At 64.7% G+C, this 17,442-nt stretch carries 16 protein-coding genes; 6 read left to right on the forward strand and 10 right to left on the reverse strand.

What is annotated here, in order from left to right; genetic code table 11:
* The first annotated feature begins 157 nt into the window (after positions 1-157).
* From EB233_RS08605 to EB233_RS08615, 3 genes are all read left to right on the forward strand, one after another.
* Entirely contained in the window at positions 158-994 is an 837-nt protein-coding gene (locus EB233_RS08605; protein ID WP_027054332.1) for a universal stress protein, read from the forward strand.
* Between the two features lie 353 nt (positions 995-1,347).
* Entirely contained in the window at positions 1,348-1,554 is a 207-nt protein-coding gene (locus EB233_RS08610; protein ID WP_208986338.1) for an SHOCT domain-containing protein, read from the forward strand.
* 251 nt (positions 1,555-1,805) lie between these two features.
* Positions 1,806-2,588: a DeoR/GlpR family DNA-binding transcription regulator gene (locus EB233_RS08615; RefSeq protein WP_064990835.1), complete on the forward strand. Its 783-nt coding sequence runs from the start codon at positions 1,806-1,808 to the stop codon at positions 2,586-2,588.
* Between the two features lie 63 nt (positions 2,589-2,651).
* On the opposite strand, the gene EB233_RS08620 is transcribed toward EB233_RS08615, so the two are convergent.
* The 8 genes from EB233_RS08620 to EB233_RS08655 form a co-directional block, all read right to left on the reverse strand.
* Positions 2,652-3,722 (reverse strand): ABC transporter ATP-binding protein, encoded by a 1,071-nt coding sequence (locus EB233_RS08620; RefSeq protein WP_064990836.1) that lies wholly within the window; start codon positions 3,720-3,722, stop codon positions 2,652-2,654.
* Positions 3,719-4,519: an ABC transporter permease gene (locus EB233_RS08625; protein WP_027054336.1), complete on the reverse strand. Its 801-nt coding sequence runs from the start codon at positions 4,517-4,519 to the stop codon at positions 3,719-3,721. Before EB233_RS08625 ends, EB233_RS08620 begins: the two co-directional genes overlap by 4 nt.
* A gap of 1 nt (position 4,520) precedes the next feature.
* A complete protein-coding gene (locus EB233_RS08630; protein ID WP_064990837.1) occupies positions 4,521-5,381 on the reverse strand; it encodes an ABC transporter permease in 861 nt (286 codons plus the stop codon).
* Between the two features lie 160 nt (positions 5,382-5,541).
* Positions 5,542-6,546, reverse strand: a complete 1,005-nt coding sequence (locus EB233_RS08635; RefSeq protein ID WP_064990838.1) for an ABC transporter substrate-binding protein — start codon at positions 6,544-6,546, stop codon at positions 5,542-5,544.
* Positions 6,547-6,605: 59 nt separating this feature from the next.
* Positions 6,606-8,075 carry an aldehyde dehydrogenase gene (locus EB233_RS08640; protein ID WP_064990839.1) on the reverse strand — a complete coding sequence of 490 codons (1,470 nt, stop codon included), beginning with the start codon at positions 8,073-8,075 and terminating at the stop codon, positions 6,606-6,608.
* 25 nt (positions 8,076-8,100) lie between these two features.
* Entirely contained in the window at positions 8,101-9,138 is a 1,038-nt protein-coding gene (locus tag EB233_RS08645; RefSeq protein ID WP_064990840.1) for an LLM class flavin-dependent oxidoreductase, read from the reverse strand.
* Entirely contained in the window at positions 9,135-10,937 is a 1,803-nt protein-coding gene (locus tag EB233_RS32125; RefSeq protein WP_064990841.1) for an alpha/beta fold hydrolase, read from the reverse strand. The genes EB233_RS08645 and EB233_RS32125 overlap by 4 nt, the downstream gene beginning before the upstream one ends.
* The gene (locus EB233_RS08655) at positions 10,930-11,517 is read right to left on the reverse strand and encodes an amino acid synthesis family protein (protein ID WP_027054342.1); all 588 of its coding nucleotides are present in this window, start codon (positions 11,515-11,517) and stop codon (positions 10,930-10,932) included. Before EB233_RS08655 ends, EB233_RS32125 begins: the two co-directional genes overlap by 8 nt.
* Before the next feature lie 134 nt (positions 11,518-11,651).
* On the opposite strand from EB233_RS08655, the gene EB233_RS08660 reads away from it, so the two are divergent.
* A complete protein-coding gene (locus tag EB233_RS08660; protein ID WP_064990842.1) occupies positions 11,652-12,326 on the forward strand; it encodes a GntR family transcriptional regulator in 675 nt (224 codons plus the stop codon).
* A 6-nt stretch (positions 12,327-12,332) separates the two neighbouring features.
* Here the strand turns inward: EB233_RS08660 and EB233_RS08665 are convergent, their stop codons facing one another.
* Both EB233_RS08665 and EB233_RS08670 read right to left on the reverse strand, forming a co-directional pair.
* Positions 12,333-13,778 carry an ROK family protein gene (locus EB233_RS08665; RefSeq protein ID WP_064990843.1) on the reverse strand — a complete coding sequence of 482 codons (1,446 nt, stop codon included), beginning with the start codon at positions 13,776-13,778 and terminating at the stop codon, positions 12,333-12,335.
* Between the two features lie 130 nt (positions 13,779-13,908).
* A complete protein-coding gene (locus EB233_RS08670) occupies positions 13,909-14,817 on the reverse strand; it encodes a tagatose-bisphosphate aldolase (protein ID WP_064990844.1) in 909 nt (302 codons plus the stop codon).
* Between the two features lie 278 nt (positions 14,818-15,095).
* Here EB233_RS08670 and EB233_RS08675 point away from each other — a divergent pair, with 278 nt between their 5' ends.
* Positions 15,096-15,995: a sugar-binding transcriptional regulator gene (locus tag EB233_RS08675; RefSeq protein WP_064990845.1), complete on the forward strand. Its 900-nt coding sequence runs from the start codon at positions 15,096-15,098 to the stop codon at positions 15,993-15,995.
* 433 nt (positions 15,996-16,428) lie between these two features.
* Complete coding sequence (locus EB233_RS08680) at positions 16,429-17,406, forward strand: ABC transporter substrate-binding protein (protein ID WP_027054347.1); 978 nt, start codon at positions 16,429-16,431, stop codon at positions 17,404-17,406.
* Positions 17,407-17,442 lie beyond the last annotated feature (36 nt).

The raw sequence follows: 17,442 nt of genomic DNA on the forward strand, positions 1-17,442 counted from the left end.
CCAGCCAATGGATCAGGCTAAGGCGTGTCGCCGACGCGGACGTTGATCGGGATCAATCCTGCTAAGCGATCGATTTGATTTAGCGCAAGGAAGGAATCCGACCTGCTGGCTACGGCTAAGTCCACTGGAAATCTTTCCCGAACTAGGAGACGCCGCCATGCCATTCAAGACATTGCTCACGGTTACAGGAGCCGATCAGGGAGACGATGATCTGAAGCTTGCCGCCGGCCTGTGCGAAGAAATCAATGCCCATCTCTCGGCGCTTGTACTAGTCATCGCGGCGCCTCCCGCTGGCGGAGCATATGCCGAGGTGGTTTCGCCGGCTTGGCTCGCGGAGCGAGAGGTCGAAATGGAAATGCTTCAGAAGCGGACCTCGGCCGTTTCCAAAATGCTGTCGGCGATCCCCGTATCGACTGACCTCAGCAGCGATTACCCCGAGCAGTCCTGGGCGGATGACGTCATCGGCCGGCGCGCCCGCTACGCCGACTTGACCATTGTCGGACCGGAAGTGCTCGCAAGCCAGATGCTCAAGGAAAAGATCGTTGCCGGTGCACTGTTCTCGTCCGGGAGGCCGGTCTTGCTGGTCCCGAAAGGAGCGCGCGCAACGTTGAAGCCAAAACACGTCCTTGTCGCCTGGGACGCCAGTCTGGAGGCGGCGCGTGCCGTGCGGGAATCGCTCGACATCCTGTCAAGGGCCGATGAGGTTCGCGTGGTCATGGTCGACCCGATCGAGGATGAACGGCACCACGGCGACGAACCCGGGGCGGACGTGGCGACCTATCTCTCCCGTCATGGCGCGAAGGTTACGGTAGAGCGTCTGCCGAGTTCAAATCACTCGATCGGCGAAGTTCTTCGCCAGCACGCGGTCGACACCAGCGCCGAGCTCATGGTCATGGGCGCCTACGGTCATTCCCGGTTGCGCGAGCGGATCTTCGGAGGTGTGACCAGGTCGATGATCGAGAACCCGGGATTGCCGATCATCATGGCTCGCTGAGCGTAAGACGCTGCGCTTGCATAGTCCTCTCACGGCGATGGCGGATGGCCTGGATCTTATCCGAGCCAGCGACGAGGTGGCTTCGGCGTTTGTCTCCCAGGGCCGTCGCGGGGCGATCCAGAAACGTCGGGTGAATTGGCGTTGACCTAACGCAAAGCCGGGCTGCGATCGGCGAGGTAAAATGCTTCGATCGATGACGGAGTAAGGCAATGCAGAAAACCTTGGTCAAGTTGGCGGCGAGCGTCGCTTTGGCCCTCTGTTCAAGCCACGCATGGGCGCAGCTACCGCTAGACGCCGAACGTTACCCTCGGGGGTCTCACATGATGTGGTGGGGTGGAGGCTGGTACCCACTTATGTTCGGTCCACTGTTCATGATCCTCTTTCTCGTGGCAGTGATTGCAACCGTCGTGCTTCTGGTCCACTGGCTGAGCGGGCCGGCAATGCCACCGTATCACGCGTGGCCGGGCCGGACGCCGCTCGACACCCTCAAGGAGCGATTTGCGCGCGGCGAAATCGACAGGGTCGAATTCGAGGAACGACGGCGAGTGCTCGGCGAGTAGCGGATTTGGGCATGTGGATGAGGGCGATGTCTTCGACAGGCAAGGCCCCACCGACCTGATCCGCGGCCATGATGTGGTGATTAGCGCCGTGCATTTCCTGGATAGCCACTGCGGAACGCTGATCGCCGCCGTGCGCGATTCCGGCGTGAAGCGCTACCTCATCGCCGGTGGCGCCAACTGGGCTTCGCGAGACTCCTTCCCCATCAGCGTCGGCATGGTTAATAGTGTCGATTTCGCGGAAAGGATCGATCATGGACCAAAGCCGGCTGTCGAAGAAGGAGCGGCATCAGCTCATCCTGTCGGAGGTGCGCCGCTCGGCCTCGATCCGTATCTCCAGGCTCGCACTGCGCCTGGGTGTCGCCGGCGAGACCATCCGCCGCGACCTTATCGAGCTTGGCGATGCGGGACTGCTCAACCGCACCTATGGCGGCGCGACGATCTCTCTGGTGACATCCGAACCGGTCATCGCCGAGCGCAGCCTGACCATGATCGAGGAGCGCGCCCGGATCGGGCGCGGTGCGGCGGGATTGGTCGAGAAAGGCCAGATCGTGATGATCGATGGCGGCTCGACGACCTATGAGGTCGCGCGCAGCCTCTCGCAGCTGAAACGCGAGCTGACTGTCATCACCAATTCAATCGGCGTTGCCTCGGTGGCGGGCGCCAATCCGACGTTCCGGGTTATCCTGTGCCCAGGCACCTACGACAGCCGTGAAGCCAGCGTTGTCGGGGAGGATACGGTGGAGTTCGTCAGGCGCTACAACGCCGATATTGCCATCATCGGCGCCTCGAGCCTGTCCGCGGACGGGCCTAGCGACATGATCCCCGGGGCGGCGGCGGTCAAGCGGGCGATGATTGCGCGCGCATTGTCGACGGCGCTGGTGGTGACCAATGACAAGTTCGGCCGCAACAGCCTCGAACGCGTCTGCGCACTCGACGCGCTCTCCGACATCGTTACCGATCGGGAGCCGCAGCCGGCGCTGCGCGCCATCATCGAGGCAGCTGGAACGGAACTCCGCGTCTTCAGCGGTGCCTGAGCGCCGATGCCGGAAGGCGGCCGATCAGTCGCAATCCGTATCCGGCAGAAAGAACGCCGACCGTCAGACGGGGAACAGGAATGCCGAGGCCGGATCGAAATAGATGCGCTGGCCCGTGGCGGCACCGACCGGCACCGCGTCCGAGGTTGGCCTGACATCGATTTCGTCTCCGCCTGCCGTGCGCGCCACGACGCGGCGGCGGTCGCCGAAGAAGGCGGTGTCGACGATCTCGACGGCAAGAGCGGCGCTCGCCGGTCCAGGCGTCAGGCTCAGTGCTTCCGGGCGCACCATCAGCCGGACTTTTTGGCCTTTGCCGAACGGCCTTGCCGTTTTCAGGCCGGAGACGATCGAACCATCGGCCAGGCGCACCGTCGCCGCGCCGGCTGCGGTTTCCAGATGCTCTGCCGGCAGGAAATTCGAATTACCGATGAAACCGGCAACGAACTCGCTGTCCGGTCTGAGATAAAGATCCTCGCCGGTGCCGATCTGTTCGATGCGGCCTTCCCTGAACAGAGCGATGCGGTCCGAAAGATGCAGCGCCTCTTCCTGGTCGTGGGTGACATAGAGGATGGTCACGCCCGTCTCGCGATGGATGCGGCGGATTTCGGTCTGGATATCCTGGCGCAATTTCTTGTCGAGCGCCGACAGCGGCTCGTCCATCAACAGGATCGGCGGATCGTAGGCGAGCGCGCGGGCCAACGCCACGCGCTGCTGCTGGCCGCCCGACAATGCGCCGGGCTGGCGGTCGGCGAAGTTCTCGAGGCGCACCAGTGCCAGCATGTCGGCGACCTTGCGCCTGACCTCGCTGTCGGGCCGGCGGCGCACGCGCAGCGGAAAGGCGACATTCTCGGCGACACTCAGATGCGGAAACAGCGTGTAGCGTTGGAACACCATGCCGATGTTGCGCTTGTGCGAAGGCACCGAGAGCAATGACTTGCCTTCCAGAAGCACATCACCGGAGCTCGGATCCTGGAAGCCGGCGATGGCGTAGAGCGTGGTCGACTTGCCTGAGCCCGAGGGGCCGAGGAACGTCAGGAACTCGCCCTTGGGCACGTCGATGGTGACGTCATGGACGGCGACGAAGGCGCCGAACGTCTTTCTCACCGCGCTTATGGACAGGAAGGACCGGGTCATCTGGACAATTTTCTGCGAAGGAGTGCGGTTACGATCATCAGGCACAGTGTCAGGCCGACGAGCAGGCTGGAGGCGGCGGCGACGACTGGGCTGAGGTCGGCGCGCAGGCTACCCCAGATCTTGACCGGCAAGGTTTGCAAGGTCGGGCTCGCCATGAAGATCGCCACCACGACTTCGTCCCAGGAGGCCAGGAAGGCAAAGATCGCCGCCGAGAAGATGCCGATGCGGATCGACGGCAAGGTGATCCTCAGCTTCGCCTGCAGCGGGCTGGCTCCGCAGACGATGGCGGCGTCCTCGATGGATTTGTCGAAACCTTCGAGCGCGGCGGTGATCGGGATAATGGCGAAGGGCAGCGCCAGAATGGTGTGGGCGATGACGAAGCCGATCGTGGTGCCGGCCAGTCCGATGCGCAGGAAGAAGGCGTAGACGGCGATGGCGAAGACGACTACCGGCAGCACCATCGGCGTCAACAACAGCCCACGCAGGAGCTGGCGTCCGCGAAACTCGCCCCTGACCAGGCTGAAAGAGGCGAAGAGGCCGATGATCACGGCTGATATGGCGGCCATGGCGGCGATCTTGGCGCTGGTCAGGGCCGCGTCGATCCAGGTTGGGTCGGCCAGCAATTGCTGGTACCATTTCAGCGTCCAGCCGGGTGGCGGAAAGGCCAGCCAGCGCGATGAGCCGAACGACAACAGCACGATGAAGACCACCGGCAGCAGCAGGAATGCTGCGACTGCCGCCGTGAAGCCGACAAGCGCCACGCGCAGCCATCCGAGCCGGTCATAGTCGAGCAGCATGTCAGAGCCCTCCGCCAGCGCGTCTGGCCCCGACCAGGCGAAGCTGGATCGCGTAAAGCGCCATGGTGACGACAAGCAGGACGAAGGCGGCCGCGCTTCCGAGCCCCCAGTTGAGCAGGGACTGCACGGTCTGGGCGATCATTTCGGCCAGCATCATATTGGATGTGCCACCGAGCAAGGCGGGCGTGACGAAGTAGCCGAGCGACATGACGAAGACCATCAGGCCGCCGGCGGCGACACCGGGAAGCGACAGCGGCAGAAGAATGCGGCGAAAGGCATCGAACGGGCTTGCGCCGCAAAGGGCAGCGGCGCGCAGCGTCATCGGGTCGATGGCGCGCAGTGTGCCGACCAGCGGCAGGATCATGAAGGGCAGCATGATATAGACCATGCCGATGGTGACGCCGGCCAGATTGTTGATGAGCGGCAGCGGCTCATGGATGATGCCGAGCGCCATCAGCGCCCTGTTGATCACGCCGGTGCGCTGCAGCAGCACCATCCAGGCATAGGTACGGGTGAGAAGGTTGGTCCACATCGACAGGATGATGATGCCGAAGACGATCGAACCCATGGCCTGCGGCATGATCGCCAGCATCCAGGCGACTGGGAAAGCCACCACGATGGTGACGGCGGTGACGACCGATGCGACCAGGAAGGTATTGAGGAACACCCGCACATAGGTATCGCTGCCGAAAAGGGCCGCGTAATTCTGCAAGCCCGGTTCGGGATCGGTGACGCTGCGCAGCAAAAGCGCGACCACCGGCACAATGAAGAACAGGCCGACCAGCAGAATGGCAGGCAAGGCGCTGCCGCTGCCGGCCGGGAGGCCGGCGATCGGGCCGCGTCTGAGAGAACTTTCCTGCATCGAGTGGTCCTGTCTAGAGCGGTTCAGCGTTTGACGGAATCGCCGAACCGCTCTAACTCTTTGTTTTTACGCAACTCCGGACGGAAAACCGTTATCACTTTTCCTGGAATTGCTCTGCAAACGGGGCGCGAAAGCCGCGCCCCGTTGATCTGCAACGGCGCTACTTGGTCTGCCAAGCGTACCAGCGCGTGGCGATCTCGTCGCGATGCTCGGCCCAGTAGTTCATGTCGAGGTTGATCTGGCCATCGACATGGGCATCGGGCAGTGCCTTGACCGCGTCGGCGGGCATCTGCGCCTTGGCCTTGGTGTTGATGGGCGCATAGCCGCTCGCTTCGGCGAATTTCGCCTGGCCGGTCGGGCTGGTGGCAGCGGCTAGGAACTTCATCGCGCTGTCCTTGTTCTTGGCGCCCTTCGGCACGACGAGCACGTCGGCGGCCGTGAGGTTCTGGTTCCAGGAGACGCCGACATCGGTGCCATCCTGCTGGAGCGCGAAGACGCGCCCGTTCCAGAGTTGGCCGAAGGCGGCCTCACCAGAGGCGATCAGCTGCTGCGATTCGGCGCCGCCGCCCCACCAGACGATGTCCGACTTGATGGTGTCGAGTTTCTTGAAGGCGCGGTCGAGGTCGAGCGGATAGAGCTTGTCGGCCGGCACGCCGTCGGCGAGCAGCGCGATTTCGATGACGCCGGGCGCCGACCATTTGTAGAACGTCCGCTTGCCTGGGAATTTCTTGGTGTCGAACATGTCGGCCCAGCCACTCGGCTCACCCGGGACGGCGCCCTTGTTCCAGGCGAGCACGAAGGAATAATAGAAGCTACCGACGGCATGCTCATTGCTGAAGCGCGGATCAAGGTCGGCTTTCGGCACGACCGCATAGTCGATCGGCTCCAGCAGCCCGTCCTTGGCCGCCTTGATGGCGAAGTCCATCTCGACGTCGACGACATCCCAGGTGACGTTCTTGGCATCGACCATGGCCTTGAGCTTGCCGTAGTCGGTCGGCCCGTCCTGCAGCACCTTGATGCCGGAGCTGGCCTCGAAAGGCGCTGCCCAGGATTTGGTCTGCGCTTCCTGTGTGGTGCCGCCCCAGCTGGTGAACGCCATCTCGTCGGCCTTGGCGGCGGTTGCCGCGAGCAGCCCGGCCAGAATGCCGGTCAAAATCAGTTTCATGTCATTCTCCTCTGTTGGTCTGTTCTTGTTGTTCTCAGTGCACCCGCGTCCGGCGCTCCTCAGCGCATGACGAAGGGATCGGGGATCGGCTCGTCCGAGGTCTTGATCCAGACCGATTTCGAGCGCGTGTAGTCTCTGATGGCGTCGAGCCCGCCCTCGCGGCCGAGCCCCGACAGGCCGTAGCCGCCGAACGGAACCAGCGGTGAGACGGCGCGATAGGTGTTGACCCAGACAACGCCGGCATGGATGTCGCGCGCCATGCGGTGCGCCTTGCCGAGATTGCTGGTGAACACACCCGAAGCCAGGCCGAAGGGCGTGTCGTTGGCGAACGCCAGCGCTTGTGCCTCGCTGTCGAAGGCAAGCACGCTGAGCACCGGCCCGAACAATTCCTCGCGCATGCAGGGCAGGTCGCTGCTGCCGGCATCGATGATGGTCGGTGGGTAGTAGAAGCCGTCGCCGGCCGGCCGTGTTCCGCCGGTGACCAGTCTGCCGCCAGCGGCAAGGCTGTCGGCGACGACCCTCTCGATCCAGTCGCGCTGGCGCAGTGTGGCGAGCGGACCCATTTCGGTCGCCGGGTCCTGCGGATCGCCGATGCGGATCGCTTCGGCCTTGCGCTTCAAGCGGCCAAGGAATTCATCCTTGACCGAGCGCTCGACCAGCAGCCGCGAGCCGGCGACGCAGCTCTGGCCGGTCGCCGCGAAAATGCCGGCGACCACCGCGTTGGCGGCGCTGTCGAGATCGGCGTCGGCAAAAACGACAACCGGGCTTTTGCCGCCGAGCTCGAGCGTGGTGTAGGCAAGGTTCTCCGCCGTGTTCCTGACGACGGCGCGCGCGGTCGACGGACCGCCGGTGAAGGCGACGCGCGAGACCAACGGGTGACTGGTCAGGCGCCGGCCGCATTCCTGGCCGAAGCCGGTGAGGATGTTGACGACGCCCGCGGGAAAGCCGGCTTCCTGGACGAATTCGGCAAAGGCGAGCAATGGCGCCGGGCCGTCCTCGGAGGCCTTGAGCACGACCGTGCAGCCGGCGGCGAGCGCCGGGCCGAGCTTGACGGCCGAGAGGAAGAGCTGCGAATTCCAGGGTACCACCGCGGCGACGACGCCGATCGGTTCGCGGCGGATGGTGACGTCGAGATCCGGCTTGTCGATCGGCACGTGCGCGCCTTCATGCTTGTCGGCAAGCCCGCCATAATACCGGTAGTAATCGCCGACATAGGCGATCTGGGCACGGGTCTCGCGGATGATCTTGCCGGTGTCGCGCGTTTCGAGTTCGGCGAGGTGTCCGGCATTGGCGGCGACGAGGTCACCGAGCTTGACCAGTAGTTTTCCGCGCGCCGTTGCCGCTGTCGTTCGCCACGGTCCCGAGCGTAGCGCCCGGTGCGCCGCCTCGACGGCGCGATCAACATCGGCTTCGCCCGCCGCCGGCAATTTCGCCCAGGCTGTCCCGGTCGACGGGTCGATGCTGTCGAAGGTAGCCGATGGCTCGTCGAAGCGGCCATCGATGAAATTTCTGAATGCAGCGTCGGTCATTGGCTCGTCAGTCAAGGGCTCGCGATCAGAGGAAGGCCGGCATCACCCGGTCGATGAACAGTTGCAGCGATTTCTTCTTGCGTTCATGCGAAAGGCCGCTGTCGATCCAGATCGAATACTGGTCGTAGCCGAGCGCCTCATAGGTCTTCAGTCTGGCGATCACCTCGTCTGCTTCGCCGATCACCAGGTTTTGCCTGATCTTGTCCGGCGCGTATTGCGGCATGGCCGCGATCTCGTCCGGGGTGAGCGGCTCCAATATGCCTTGGTGCACCGGCTTCTTGTTCTGGAACCAGGCGCCGAACTGGCAGTAGAAATTCGACAGGTCCCGGGTGAGACGATCGGCATCGGCCGCGTCTTCGGCGACGAATGTGTGCATCAAGAGCATGATTTCCGGACGCGGGATGTCCGGATGCGCGTCGCATGCTGTGTTGAAGCGCTGCATCAGGCTTGTCACCTCGTCGTCGCCGGATGCTAGCGGCGTCACCTGGACCTTGCAGCCATTGGCGACGGCGAAGTCGTGCGAGTTCGGGTCGCGCGCCGCCACCCAGACCGGCGGGTAGGGTTTCTGCAGTGGCTTTGGCGCGGAGGTGGTCGAGGGGAACTGCCAGAATTCGCCGGAAAGCTCGAAGTCGCCGTCCCAGAGGCCACGGATCGCCGGGATGATCTCGCGCATGCGCTGGCCGGCGCCCCAAGCGTCGAGCCCCGGGAAGACGCGTTGATATTCATAGCTGTAGGCGCCGCGCGCGATGCCGATGTCGAGCCGTCCGCCGCTGATGACGTCGGCCATCGCCGCCTCGCCGGCAAGCTTGATCGGGTGCCAGAAGGGGGCGATCACCGTTCCGGTGCCGAGGCGGATGCGGCTGGTCCTGGCCGAGAGATAGGCGATGTTGATGAAGGGGTTGGGCGAGATGGTGAATTCCATCCCGTGATGTTCGCCGATCCAGGCGGTTTCGAAGCCGGCTCGCTCGGCCATCAGCACCAGCTCTTCGAGCTCGGCGACAAGCTCGGAATGCGGCTTGGCCAGATCCGACCGTTCCATGTGCACGAAGAGCGAGAACTTCATTCCTGGTCACCTGTGTTGGCGGCGGAGAGGGCGGTCTGGGCGAGTGGCCTGACCTCACCTTCGACCTCGTTGCCGACATAAACGCCGAATGCGTCTTCCCTGCATTCTCTGATGTAGCGGGCAAGCATCGAACGAACCGCCGGATCGGCGATCTTCAGTTCTTCGATGGCGTCGATGTCGATCAGGCGGATGCCGCGATCGCTGGAGGCGGGCACATCGAATGTGCCGCGATAATAGACATGCGTGCGCGCGACATTGCCGGCGTCGTCCCAGACGGCGAAGAGGAAACCGAGCTGCGCCTCGATGGCCTTCGCTGCAAGAAGGCCTTTCAGGCTTTTGCCGTCGCTTGGCGAGCCAAGCCCGCGGCCGCGTGGCAAATCGTAGAAGCCGTCAGCCGTTTCGAGGAAAAGGACCCTGCCGCCATTCTCGAGGACAGCGCCTACATCGGTGCCGGGCTGGGCCGCGGCGAGCGCCTCCTGGCTGAGGCCGGGTGTGACATAGGCGCCGCGGCAGTAGCCGAGAGGCTGCGCGGCGTTGTGCGCGAAATTGCGGACGCGGCCGATCAGGATGGAATGATCGCCGGCATCGATCAGCCGCTCCAAGTCGCAGTCGAAGGATGCGACCGAGCCGTCGAGCACCGGGCTGCCGGTCCGGCCCGGCTGCCAGGCGACGGCGGCGAATTTGTCCGTCGCCTTGGAGGCGAAGATGCCGGAGGCAGCCTTCTGATCCTCGTTGAGCACGTTGATGGCAAAGCTCTTGGCGGTGGCGAAGATGGGATGGCCAAGCGCCTTGTGAGCGATGCAGACCAGCACCAGCGGCGGGTCGAGCGAGACGGAAGTGAAGGAGTTGGCGGTGAAGCCGCGCGGCTCGCCTTCCGGGCCGATCGTGGTGACGATGGTGACGCCGGTGAGGAAAGAACCCAGCGCGCGGCGGAACTCGCCGCTGTCGAAACCGGTTTCCGAGCCGTTGCCCTGCCGACCCGCTTCGCCTTCCTCGAGAAAGTCGACGATATGGCGCGTTGTCAGATCGGGGGCCGCAACGGCCATCATGTGCTTCTCGCCCGGCAACACCGTGCAGCGGCCATGCGGTGCCAGGCGTGCCATGGCCGCCGACATTGCCGGCGAAGAATTCCTGTCCTCGGATCCAGTCATGAACAGCGCCGGGACGGCCAGCGTCGGCAGGCGCTCCGCATGATCGCCGTCGGCCCGCGCGAACAGGCGATAGGTGCGGGCATAGCCTTCCGGGTCGACCGCACTCAGTGCGGATGCCGTCGTCCGAGCTGCCGTTTCCAGCTCGGCCGGCACCGGATCTCCGAACCAGCGCGCGATGGTCTGCGCGGCACCGGCAGCGTCGCCACGCCCGTCGAGAGCGGCCGCGCGTTCGCGAACCGCCTCGGCCAGGTCAGGCGGGCGACGGAACACGGCATTCAGGGACACGATGCGGCGGACGCGCTCCGGTGCGCGCAGCGCGAGCTCCTGGGCAACAAGTGCACCCATGGAATGGCCGACGATGGACGCCTGGTCGAGGCCGAGATGATCGAGCACGCGAATGGCTTGATCGGCGTAGTCGGCCAGTTGCGGATGCCGCGGCGGCAGTGGCGATTGGCCATGGCCGAGCATGTCGATGGCGATCACGTCGAAGCGGTCGGCCATGCGCTCGATCTGCGGCTGCCAGATCGCGGCGTTCATGCCGACGCCATGGATGAACAGCACCGGCGTGCCCGCGCCGGCGCGGATGAAGCTGGTCCCGTCGGGGGCCTTGCCCTGTCGAGCCCATGCCGATGCCGAAGCGTCAGTCATGCAGGCCCCCGAGTTCCTTGAGGTCCTGGTAGCGATCGCCGATCCGGTGGTGCGGGCGGCCGCCGATCGATGCTCCAAGCGCCACCACCAGTTCGTCCGGCGCCGGCGCGTCGCCGATCTGAAAGTGCACCGTCAGGTAATGCGAGCGCCGCCCCTCGTCATTCTTGTCCATCAGCGGGATCATGATCGGGGTGTTCGGCCCGCCGCGCAGATTGGTGAAGGCGAGATAGGTCTTGGCGCCGACGGCACGGCGAAAATGATTACCGAAATGCAGGGTGTGGATCAGTGCCGAAGCGTGCTCGATCTCGCCCGATGTGCCGCAGAGGGCGGCCTTGCCGTAGCCCTCGATCGCCTCGCCTGAACCGGCGATGGCAATGATCTCGCGGGTCAGGATTTCGCCGAGCACCGGCGCACAGGCGCGGATCTCTGGCGACAGATCCTCGGTGAAGCCACGTCCTGCCCAGGGGTTGGTCAGCACCGCGGCGACGCCGATCAGGCGAAGCGGCCGGGGTGCGGCCTTGCCGCCTTCGATCAGCGTGTTCTCGGTATAGGTCACAATCTTGCGAATGGCAGGCTGCATGGAAATCCTCGATCGGCGACGTTACAGGGCTGTGCGATCCCCGTATCATCTTATGGTATACCATGCTATGGAGTGCCAAGTGCCTTGTCAACCGGGTATCGAATCGGTTTTCGTGACGGCGCAGGAGACGACACATGCCAGACGACACGCTTCGCATCGACCGCAGCGCCAAGACCTTGAGGACTCTGGCGCTGGAGCGTATGCGCGAAGCGATCATGGATTTTCATTTCCAGCCCGGCGAAAGGCTGGTCGAGCGGCCGCTCTGCGACCAGCTTGGCGTCAGCCGTTCCGTCGTGCGCGAGGTTCTGCGGCAGTTGGAGGCCGAGGGGCTGGTGCAGATGATCCCTGGGCATGGGCCGGCGGTGGCTAGGCCCGATCTCGGCCGCACCGACGAGATATACGAGCTGAGGGCCTTGCTGGAAGGCATCGCGGCGCGCGCCTGTGCGCTGTCGGCCACCGGTGAACAATTGGCGACGCTTGAACGCGCCCTGGCCGACCTATTCGCGGCGTGGGCGTCGGGGATGCCCCCGGCGGTGATGCGGGCGACGACGAAATTCTACGAGGCACTGTTCGAGGCCGCCGACAAGCGTGTGGCTTGGGAAATCGTCAGCGGGCTGAATGTCCGCATCAACCAGCTCCGTTCGATGACCATTGCCTCGGCCAAGCGGCGCGAAGCGGCGATCGCGGAGATGAACGAGATCATGGATGCGATCCGCGCACGCAAGCCGGAAGAGGCGGAAGCCGCGGCGCGGCGCCACGTCGAATCCGCCTGGCAGATCGCCCGCACCGCGCTGCGGCCCCCGGCGTGAATTCGCCTATGCAACGCCAGCCATGACCGACCGCAGCCAGGCGGTGATGGCATCGAAGTCGATTGGTTTGGTCGTGTCGACGTCGAAGAGTGGTCCGCGCCGCAACGGCTCGGCACGCTTGGCGAGTTCGATCAATTCGGGGATATAGGCGGCGCCGGGATGGCCGGCGGGACGCTGGTCGAGCCGGGCTCCATAGCGCTCTGCGAGCACTTCGCCGGGCGCGTGGCACCAGATTTCCACAGTCTGTTCGACCCCAGCTTTTCGCAGATGATCCTCCAGAACCTCGCGCGGCTGGAAGCCGAACCAGGCGTCGACGATGACGGTCGTACCGGCGGGGGCTTCGCCGACGACCGACCATATCGCCTGGTAGCTGGCGCGGCCGAGTGTGCGGTTGAACAAGCGGTCGCCGCCGCCGAGCACTTCGAGGAACGGGTTCTTGATCGTGTCGAGCGCCAGCAACGGCCAGCCCATGCGGTCGGCAACGCCGCGCGAGACCGTGCTCTTTCCGCTGGCAGGAATGCCGTTGACGAGCACGGCGCGCCTGACGTGGCCGGACTGGGCCAAGGGCGCAACCGTTCCGGCATGCGGCTCTGCCGCCAGTGCCTGCAGGCCGGCGCCGATCACGCCCGCGTCGTCGCCAAGCTGCGCGGCTTCGACCTGGCACTGATACCAGGGTGCCATCGCCGGCGCGCGGCCGAGGGCCGCATGTGCAGCCCGGCCAAGGCCGCCGCCAAGCAGCACCAGATCAGGAGCAAGCACGGCAACGGCTGTGTCGATGGCGGCCCGCAACGGCCTCGCCCAGGCGTCCAGTATGTCGCGTGCCTGGATGTCGCCGGCCGCATCATGGGCAAAGAGCTGATCGACCGAAATCTCGGCGCCGAGCCCGGCGCGTGCAATGTGCCGGCCGAGCGCCGTGCCCGAACTGGTGGTCTCGACGCAGCCGCGCCGGCCGCAGGCGCAGACCTCGCCATTGACGTCGACGGTGATGTGACCGAGCTGGCCAGCCGTTGCCGAGCCTCGCGTGATCCGCCTGTCTTGAGCGACGGCGCCGCCAATGCCGGTGCCGATGGTGAACATCACGATGTTGCCGTGGCCGCGCCCGGCGCCGAGCGCCATCTCGGCGGCCAGCGCCATGTTGCAGTCATTGTCGATGACGACAGGCTTGCCTGTCATGTCTTCCAGGCGTTGCGCCAGCGCAACCGAGGCGAGGTTGACATAGCCGCCCGACAGGACCGCGCCACGCCGCGCGTCGACGCGGCCGGGAACGCCGACGCCGATGGCCTTCACATCCGGCGTGTCGAGAAGGCGCACCATGTCGGCGATCCGGCCGAGCACCAGCTCCGGATCGGGCGCGCTTTTTTCGGAAACACGCTTGAGGATTTCACCGGTCGCGGAGATGCGTGCGGCACGCAGATTTGTGCCGCCGATGTCGATTCCTATGCTGAGAGGCATGGCGTCCTGCGTGATCGAATTAGAGCGCGTTGCGCTGAACGGGTTCAGGCGACGCGCTTCAAGCCCCTGTTTTGATACATGTCGTTGTCCCGGAACCGCTCCACACTTCTGGACGACATGCATTAGATTATCAGGCGGCGGCTTTCTGCCGATAGTGCCCGATCACGGCCTGGATCTCACGCAATCGCGGCACTGCGATGGTCTTAAGCCTTTCGCGCTGGATGTCACGGTCGAGCGAGATGCAGTCCTTCCACAGCGAACGGCCGGCGATGACGCCAGAGGCGCCGTTCTGCATGGCGATCTCGACCTGGCCAAGGAAGGTCGCGTGGTTGACGCCGGCCGAAAGCACCGCCCACGGCACGTCGCCGGCCATTTCAGTGATGTTGGCGCAGGCCTGGGGAGTTCCAGGGTAGGGAAGCTTCAGCACCTTGGCCCCGCACTCCAGCGAGATCCTGGTGCCTTCCTCGACAAGCCATGGTGTCTTGGCCGCATAATCCTCGGGGCTTTCCCCATCGAGCTGATAGCTCAGGAACTCGACGACCAGCAGCAGGTCCTCTTGCCCGAAATCGGCGATGCACTGGCGCAGGATGGCGATGTTGTGGTCATTGGCTTCAGGCTTGTCGGCCCGCAGATACACCATGATCTTGCCGCCCGTGCCGCCGAGCTCGCGGACGCGGCGCGCGTCGATGCCGGGAACAAGCCGTGACAGGCGGTAGCCCTCGGGCGAGACGTCGAAACCGGAAGCGTCGAGGCCGATGAGCAGCGCCGTATCGCGATTCAAGACACCCTCGTCGACAATGCGCGGCACCGCGCAGAGCGGGTCGAGCAACACGCAAGACGCCGCACTGGCGAGGTAGCGGGTGATATCGGCCTTGGTGTCGCCGAGCATGTCGTTGGTGATCTTGGCCTGTTCCGCGGGGTCGGACGCCAGCAAGGTCCGCATACCGCCGCGCTGGTCGCAGGCGATGGCCACCATGGCCCCATCCTTGCCGCATATCTGCTGATAGCCGCGCAGCTCGGCGGTGGTCATTTTCGTCATGGTCTCAATCCGATGTTGGCGCCTTTCACGAAGGGGCGCGGATCCAGTGGAAACAACGATGTTCAGTTCTGCCTGCCTTGCCGGCAGGACGCCGTGATCGGCGCTTCGCCCTCGAAGAAAGCCGCCTCGTCGACCTCGCGGCCAGGGAGCGGCCGCACGTTGCGAGTTGGCTGGATTTGCGCGATAACTCCCATCGGCATATACGTGTGTAACACGTTGCTGAAAGGAATTGCAAGCTGTCTGTTTCCCCCATACAGGACGCAACCGCATCACGGACGATGCTGCACACCGTGGCCAAGCTGCACTACGTGGAAGAGATGTCGCAGGTCGATATCGCCCGGCGGCTTGGTGTCTCCACCGCAACGATTTCGCGTCTGCTGCAGCGGGCGCGGGCCGAGGGCATTGTCCGCATCGAGGTTCTCGACCTGGCAACGCCGGAGGACATCACCAGGCAGCTGATCGAAGGTTTGAAATTGCGGGATGCCGCCGTGGTCGAGACACCGGCGGCGGGCACGCTGGCCGCGCTCGCGGCGCCGCTTGGCGGTCTCCTCAGGCAGGCGCAGCTGGTGGCCGGCTCCGTCGTCGCCATAGGCTGGGGACGCGCCGTGCGCGAGGTGATCCGGGCCGGCTTGCCGCGCATCCCCGGCGTGCTGACCGTGGCCGCCACAGGCGGCATGCAGCAGCAGGCGGCGCATTTTCAGGTCAACGAATTCGTGCGGCTCGCCGCCGAGGAGTTCGGCGGCACCCCGCATTTCATCCATGCGCCCTATCTGCCCTCCACCGAGTTGCGCGAGGTCTTCCTGCGCGACGCCGCCATCCGCGATGCCGTGGCCTTGTGGGAGAGGACCGATGTCGCGATCGTCGGCATCGGCCTGCCGCATGCCATCAATGCCCCCGAGGCAAGTGCCGCGACGCCGACAGAGCAAGCGCTAGTTCATGCCGCCGGCGACGTGCTTCGCCATTATTTCGACGCCGAGGGGACACTGATCGCCTGGGAAGGGGAGAGCCGGATGATCGCCATGTCGCCGGCGCAGTTGCGTGCCGTGCCGCTTGTCATCGGCCTTGCAGCATCGCCGGAAAAGGCGACGGCAATCATTGCCGCCGTTCGCGCCGGGCTCATCAACACGCTGGTGACGGATACCAAGACAGCGCAGGCCATCCTCGCCGCGCTCGCATAGCACTGCCGCGATTGGCGGCTCTCGGCGGAGCCCTTGGCGCAGCCACGAAAACCAGTTGTGCCGCCGAAAGCCACGGGCGATAGTTGACCGGGGCTCCGCGGAGCAGTCGTATGTTGTACGGTGTGAAAAGCCCGGCGCTGCCAGCTCGGAAAAACCGAGTTGCAATTTATTTCTGCAAAGTGTTACAAGTTCGAACGCCCGCCGGCAAGGCGAGGCGTCGGGCACAGTTTGTCGGGCTTCGCGGAGGCGGAAGAACCGGGCTGTGGCCAGGTGCGCCGGTCGGTTGACCGGCTGACATATCGACTGGAGGGCGCTTGGGAGGAGCTGCCCACGAAAGGCAAACAGGCGTTCCCGGCCGTCGGTATCCGAAACGGATGACGGCCATTCCAATGTCACTTGCAACGGCAGATCTGCCAACAATGAGGAGGATGTCATGAAGAAGATTGTTGCCGCGCTCGCGGCGCTTGCCGTCAGTGCGACGGTGCTGATCGCGCCCGCGCAGGCGCAGGACAAGAAATACACCATTGCGCTCATTCCGGGCCTGACCACCGACGGCTTCTACATCACCATGCGCAAGGGCGCCCAGGCGGCGGCCGACGCGCTCGGCGTGACCCTGGTCTTCCAGGGCGCGCCGGACTTCAACCCGGTCACACAGGTGCCGGTGCTCGACGCGGTCATCGCCAAGAAGCCTGACGCGATCCTGATCGCGCCGACCGACAAGGTCCAACTGGTCGAGCCGCTGCGCAAGGCCAATGATGCCGGCATTCCGGTCATCACCGTCGACACGTTCATCGGCAGCGGCGTCTACCAGACCGGTGCCGGCGATGCCGATTTCCCGCTGGCCTACATCGCCTCGGACAACGTGCTCGGCGGCGAGATCGCGGCGCGGGCCCTGGCGACATCCATCGGCGACAAGGGCAAGGTCTACGTCTCCAACGTCAAGCCCGGCATCTCGACCACGGATCAGCGCGAGGAGGGCTTCAAGAAGGAGATGGCCAAGCATCCGGGCATTACCGTGCTGGAGACCCAGTTCAACGATGACGACGCCAACAAGGCGGCCTCGCAGCTGCAGGCGGTGTTCGCCCGCAATCCCGACCTGGTCGGCGTGTTCGGCGCCAATCTGTTCTCCGCGCTGGGCGCGGCCAATGGCGTCAAGCAGGCGGGACAGACAGGCACCGTCAAGGTTGTGGCTTTCGACGCCCCGACCAGCATCGTCGACAACATCAACACCGGCCTGGTCGACGTGGCGATCGCCCAGCATCCGGCCGAGATCGGCTATTACGGCGTCGTCTCGGCCTATGCCCATCTGACCGGCCATTCGATCCCGGTCACCATCGGCACCGGCTTCACGATCATGAACAAGTCCAACATCGCGGATCCGAACATCTCGAAGTATCTCTACTCCGAGTAAGTCCAGACCGGCTTGGCTCCTCCCGGTCCACCGGGA

It is taken from the genome of Mesorhizobium erdmanii (assembly GCF_013170725.1).
GTDB lineage: Bacteria > Pseudomonadota > Alphaproteobacteria > Rhizobiales > Rhizobiaceae > Mesorhizobium > Mesorhizobium erdmanii.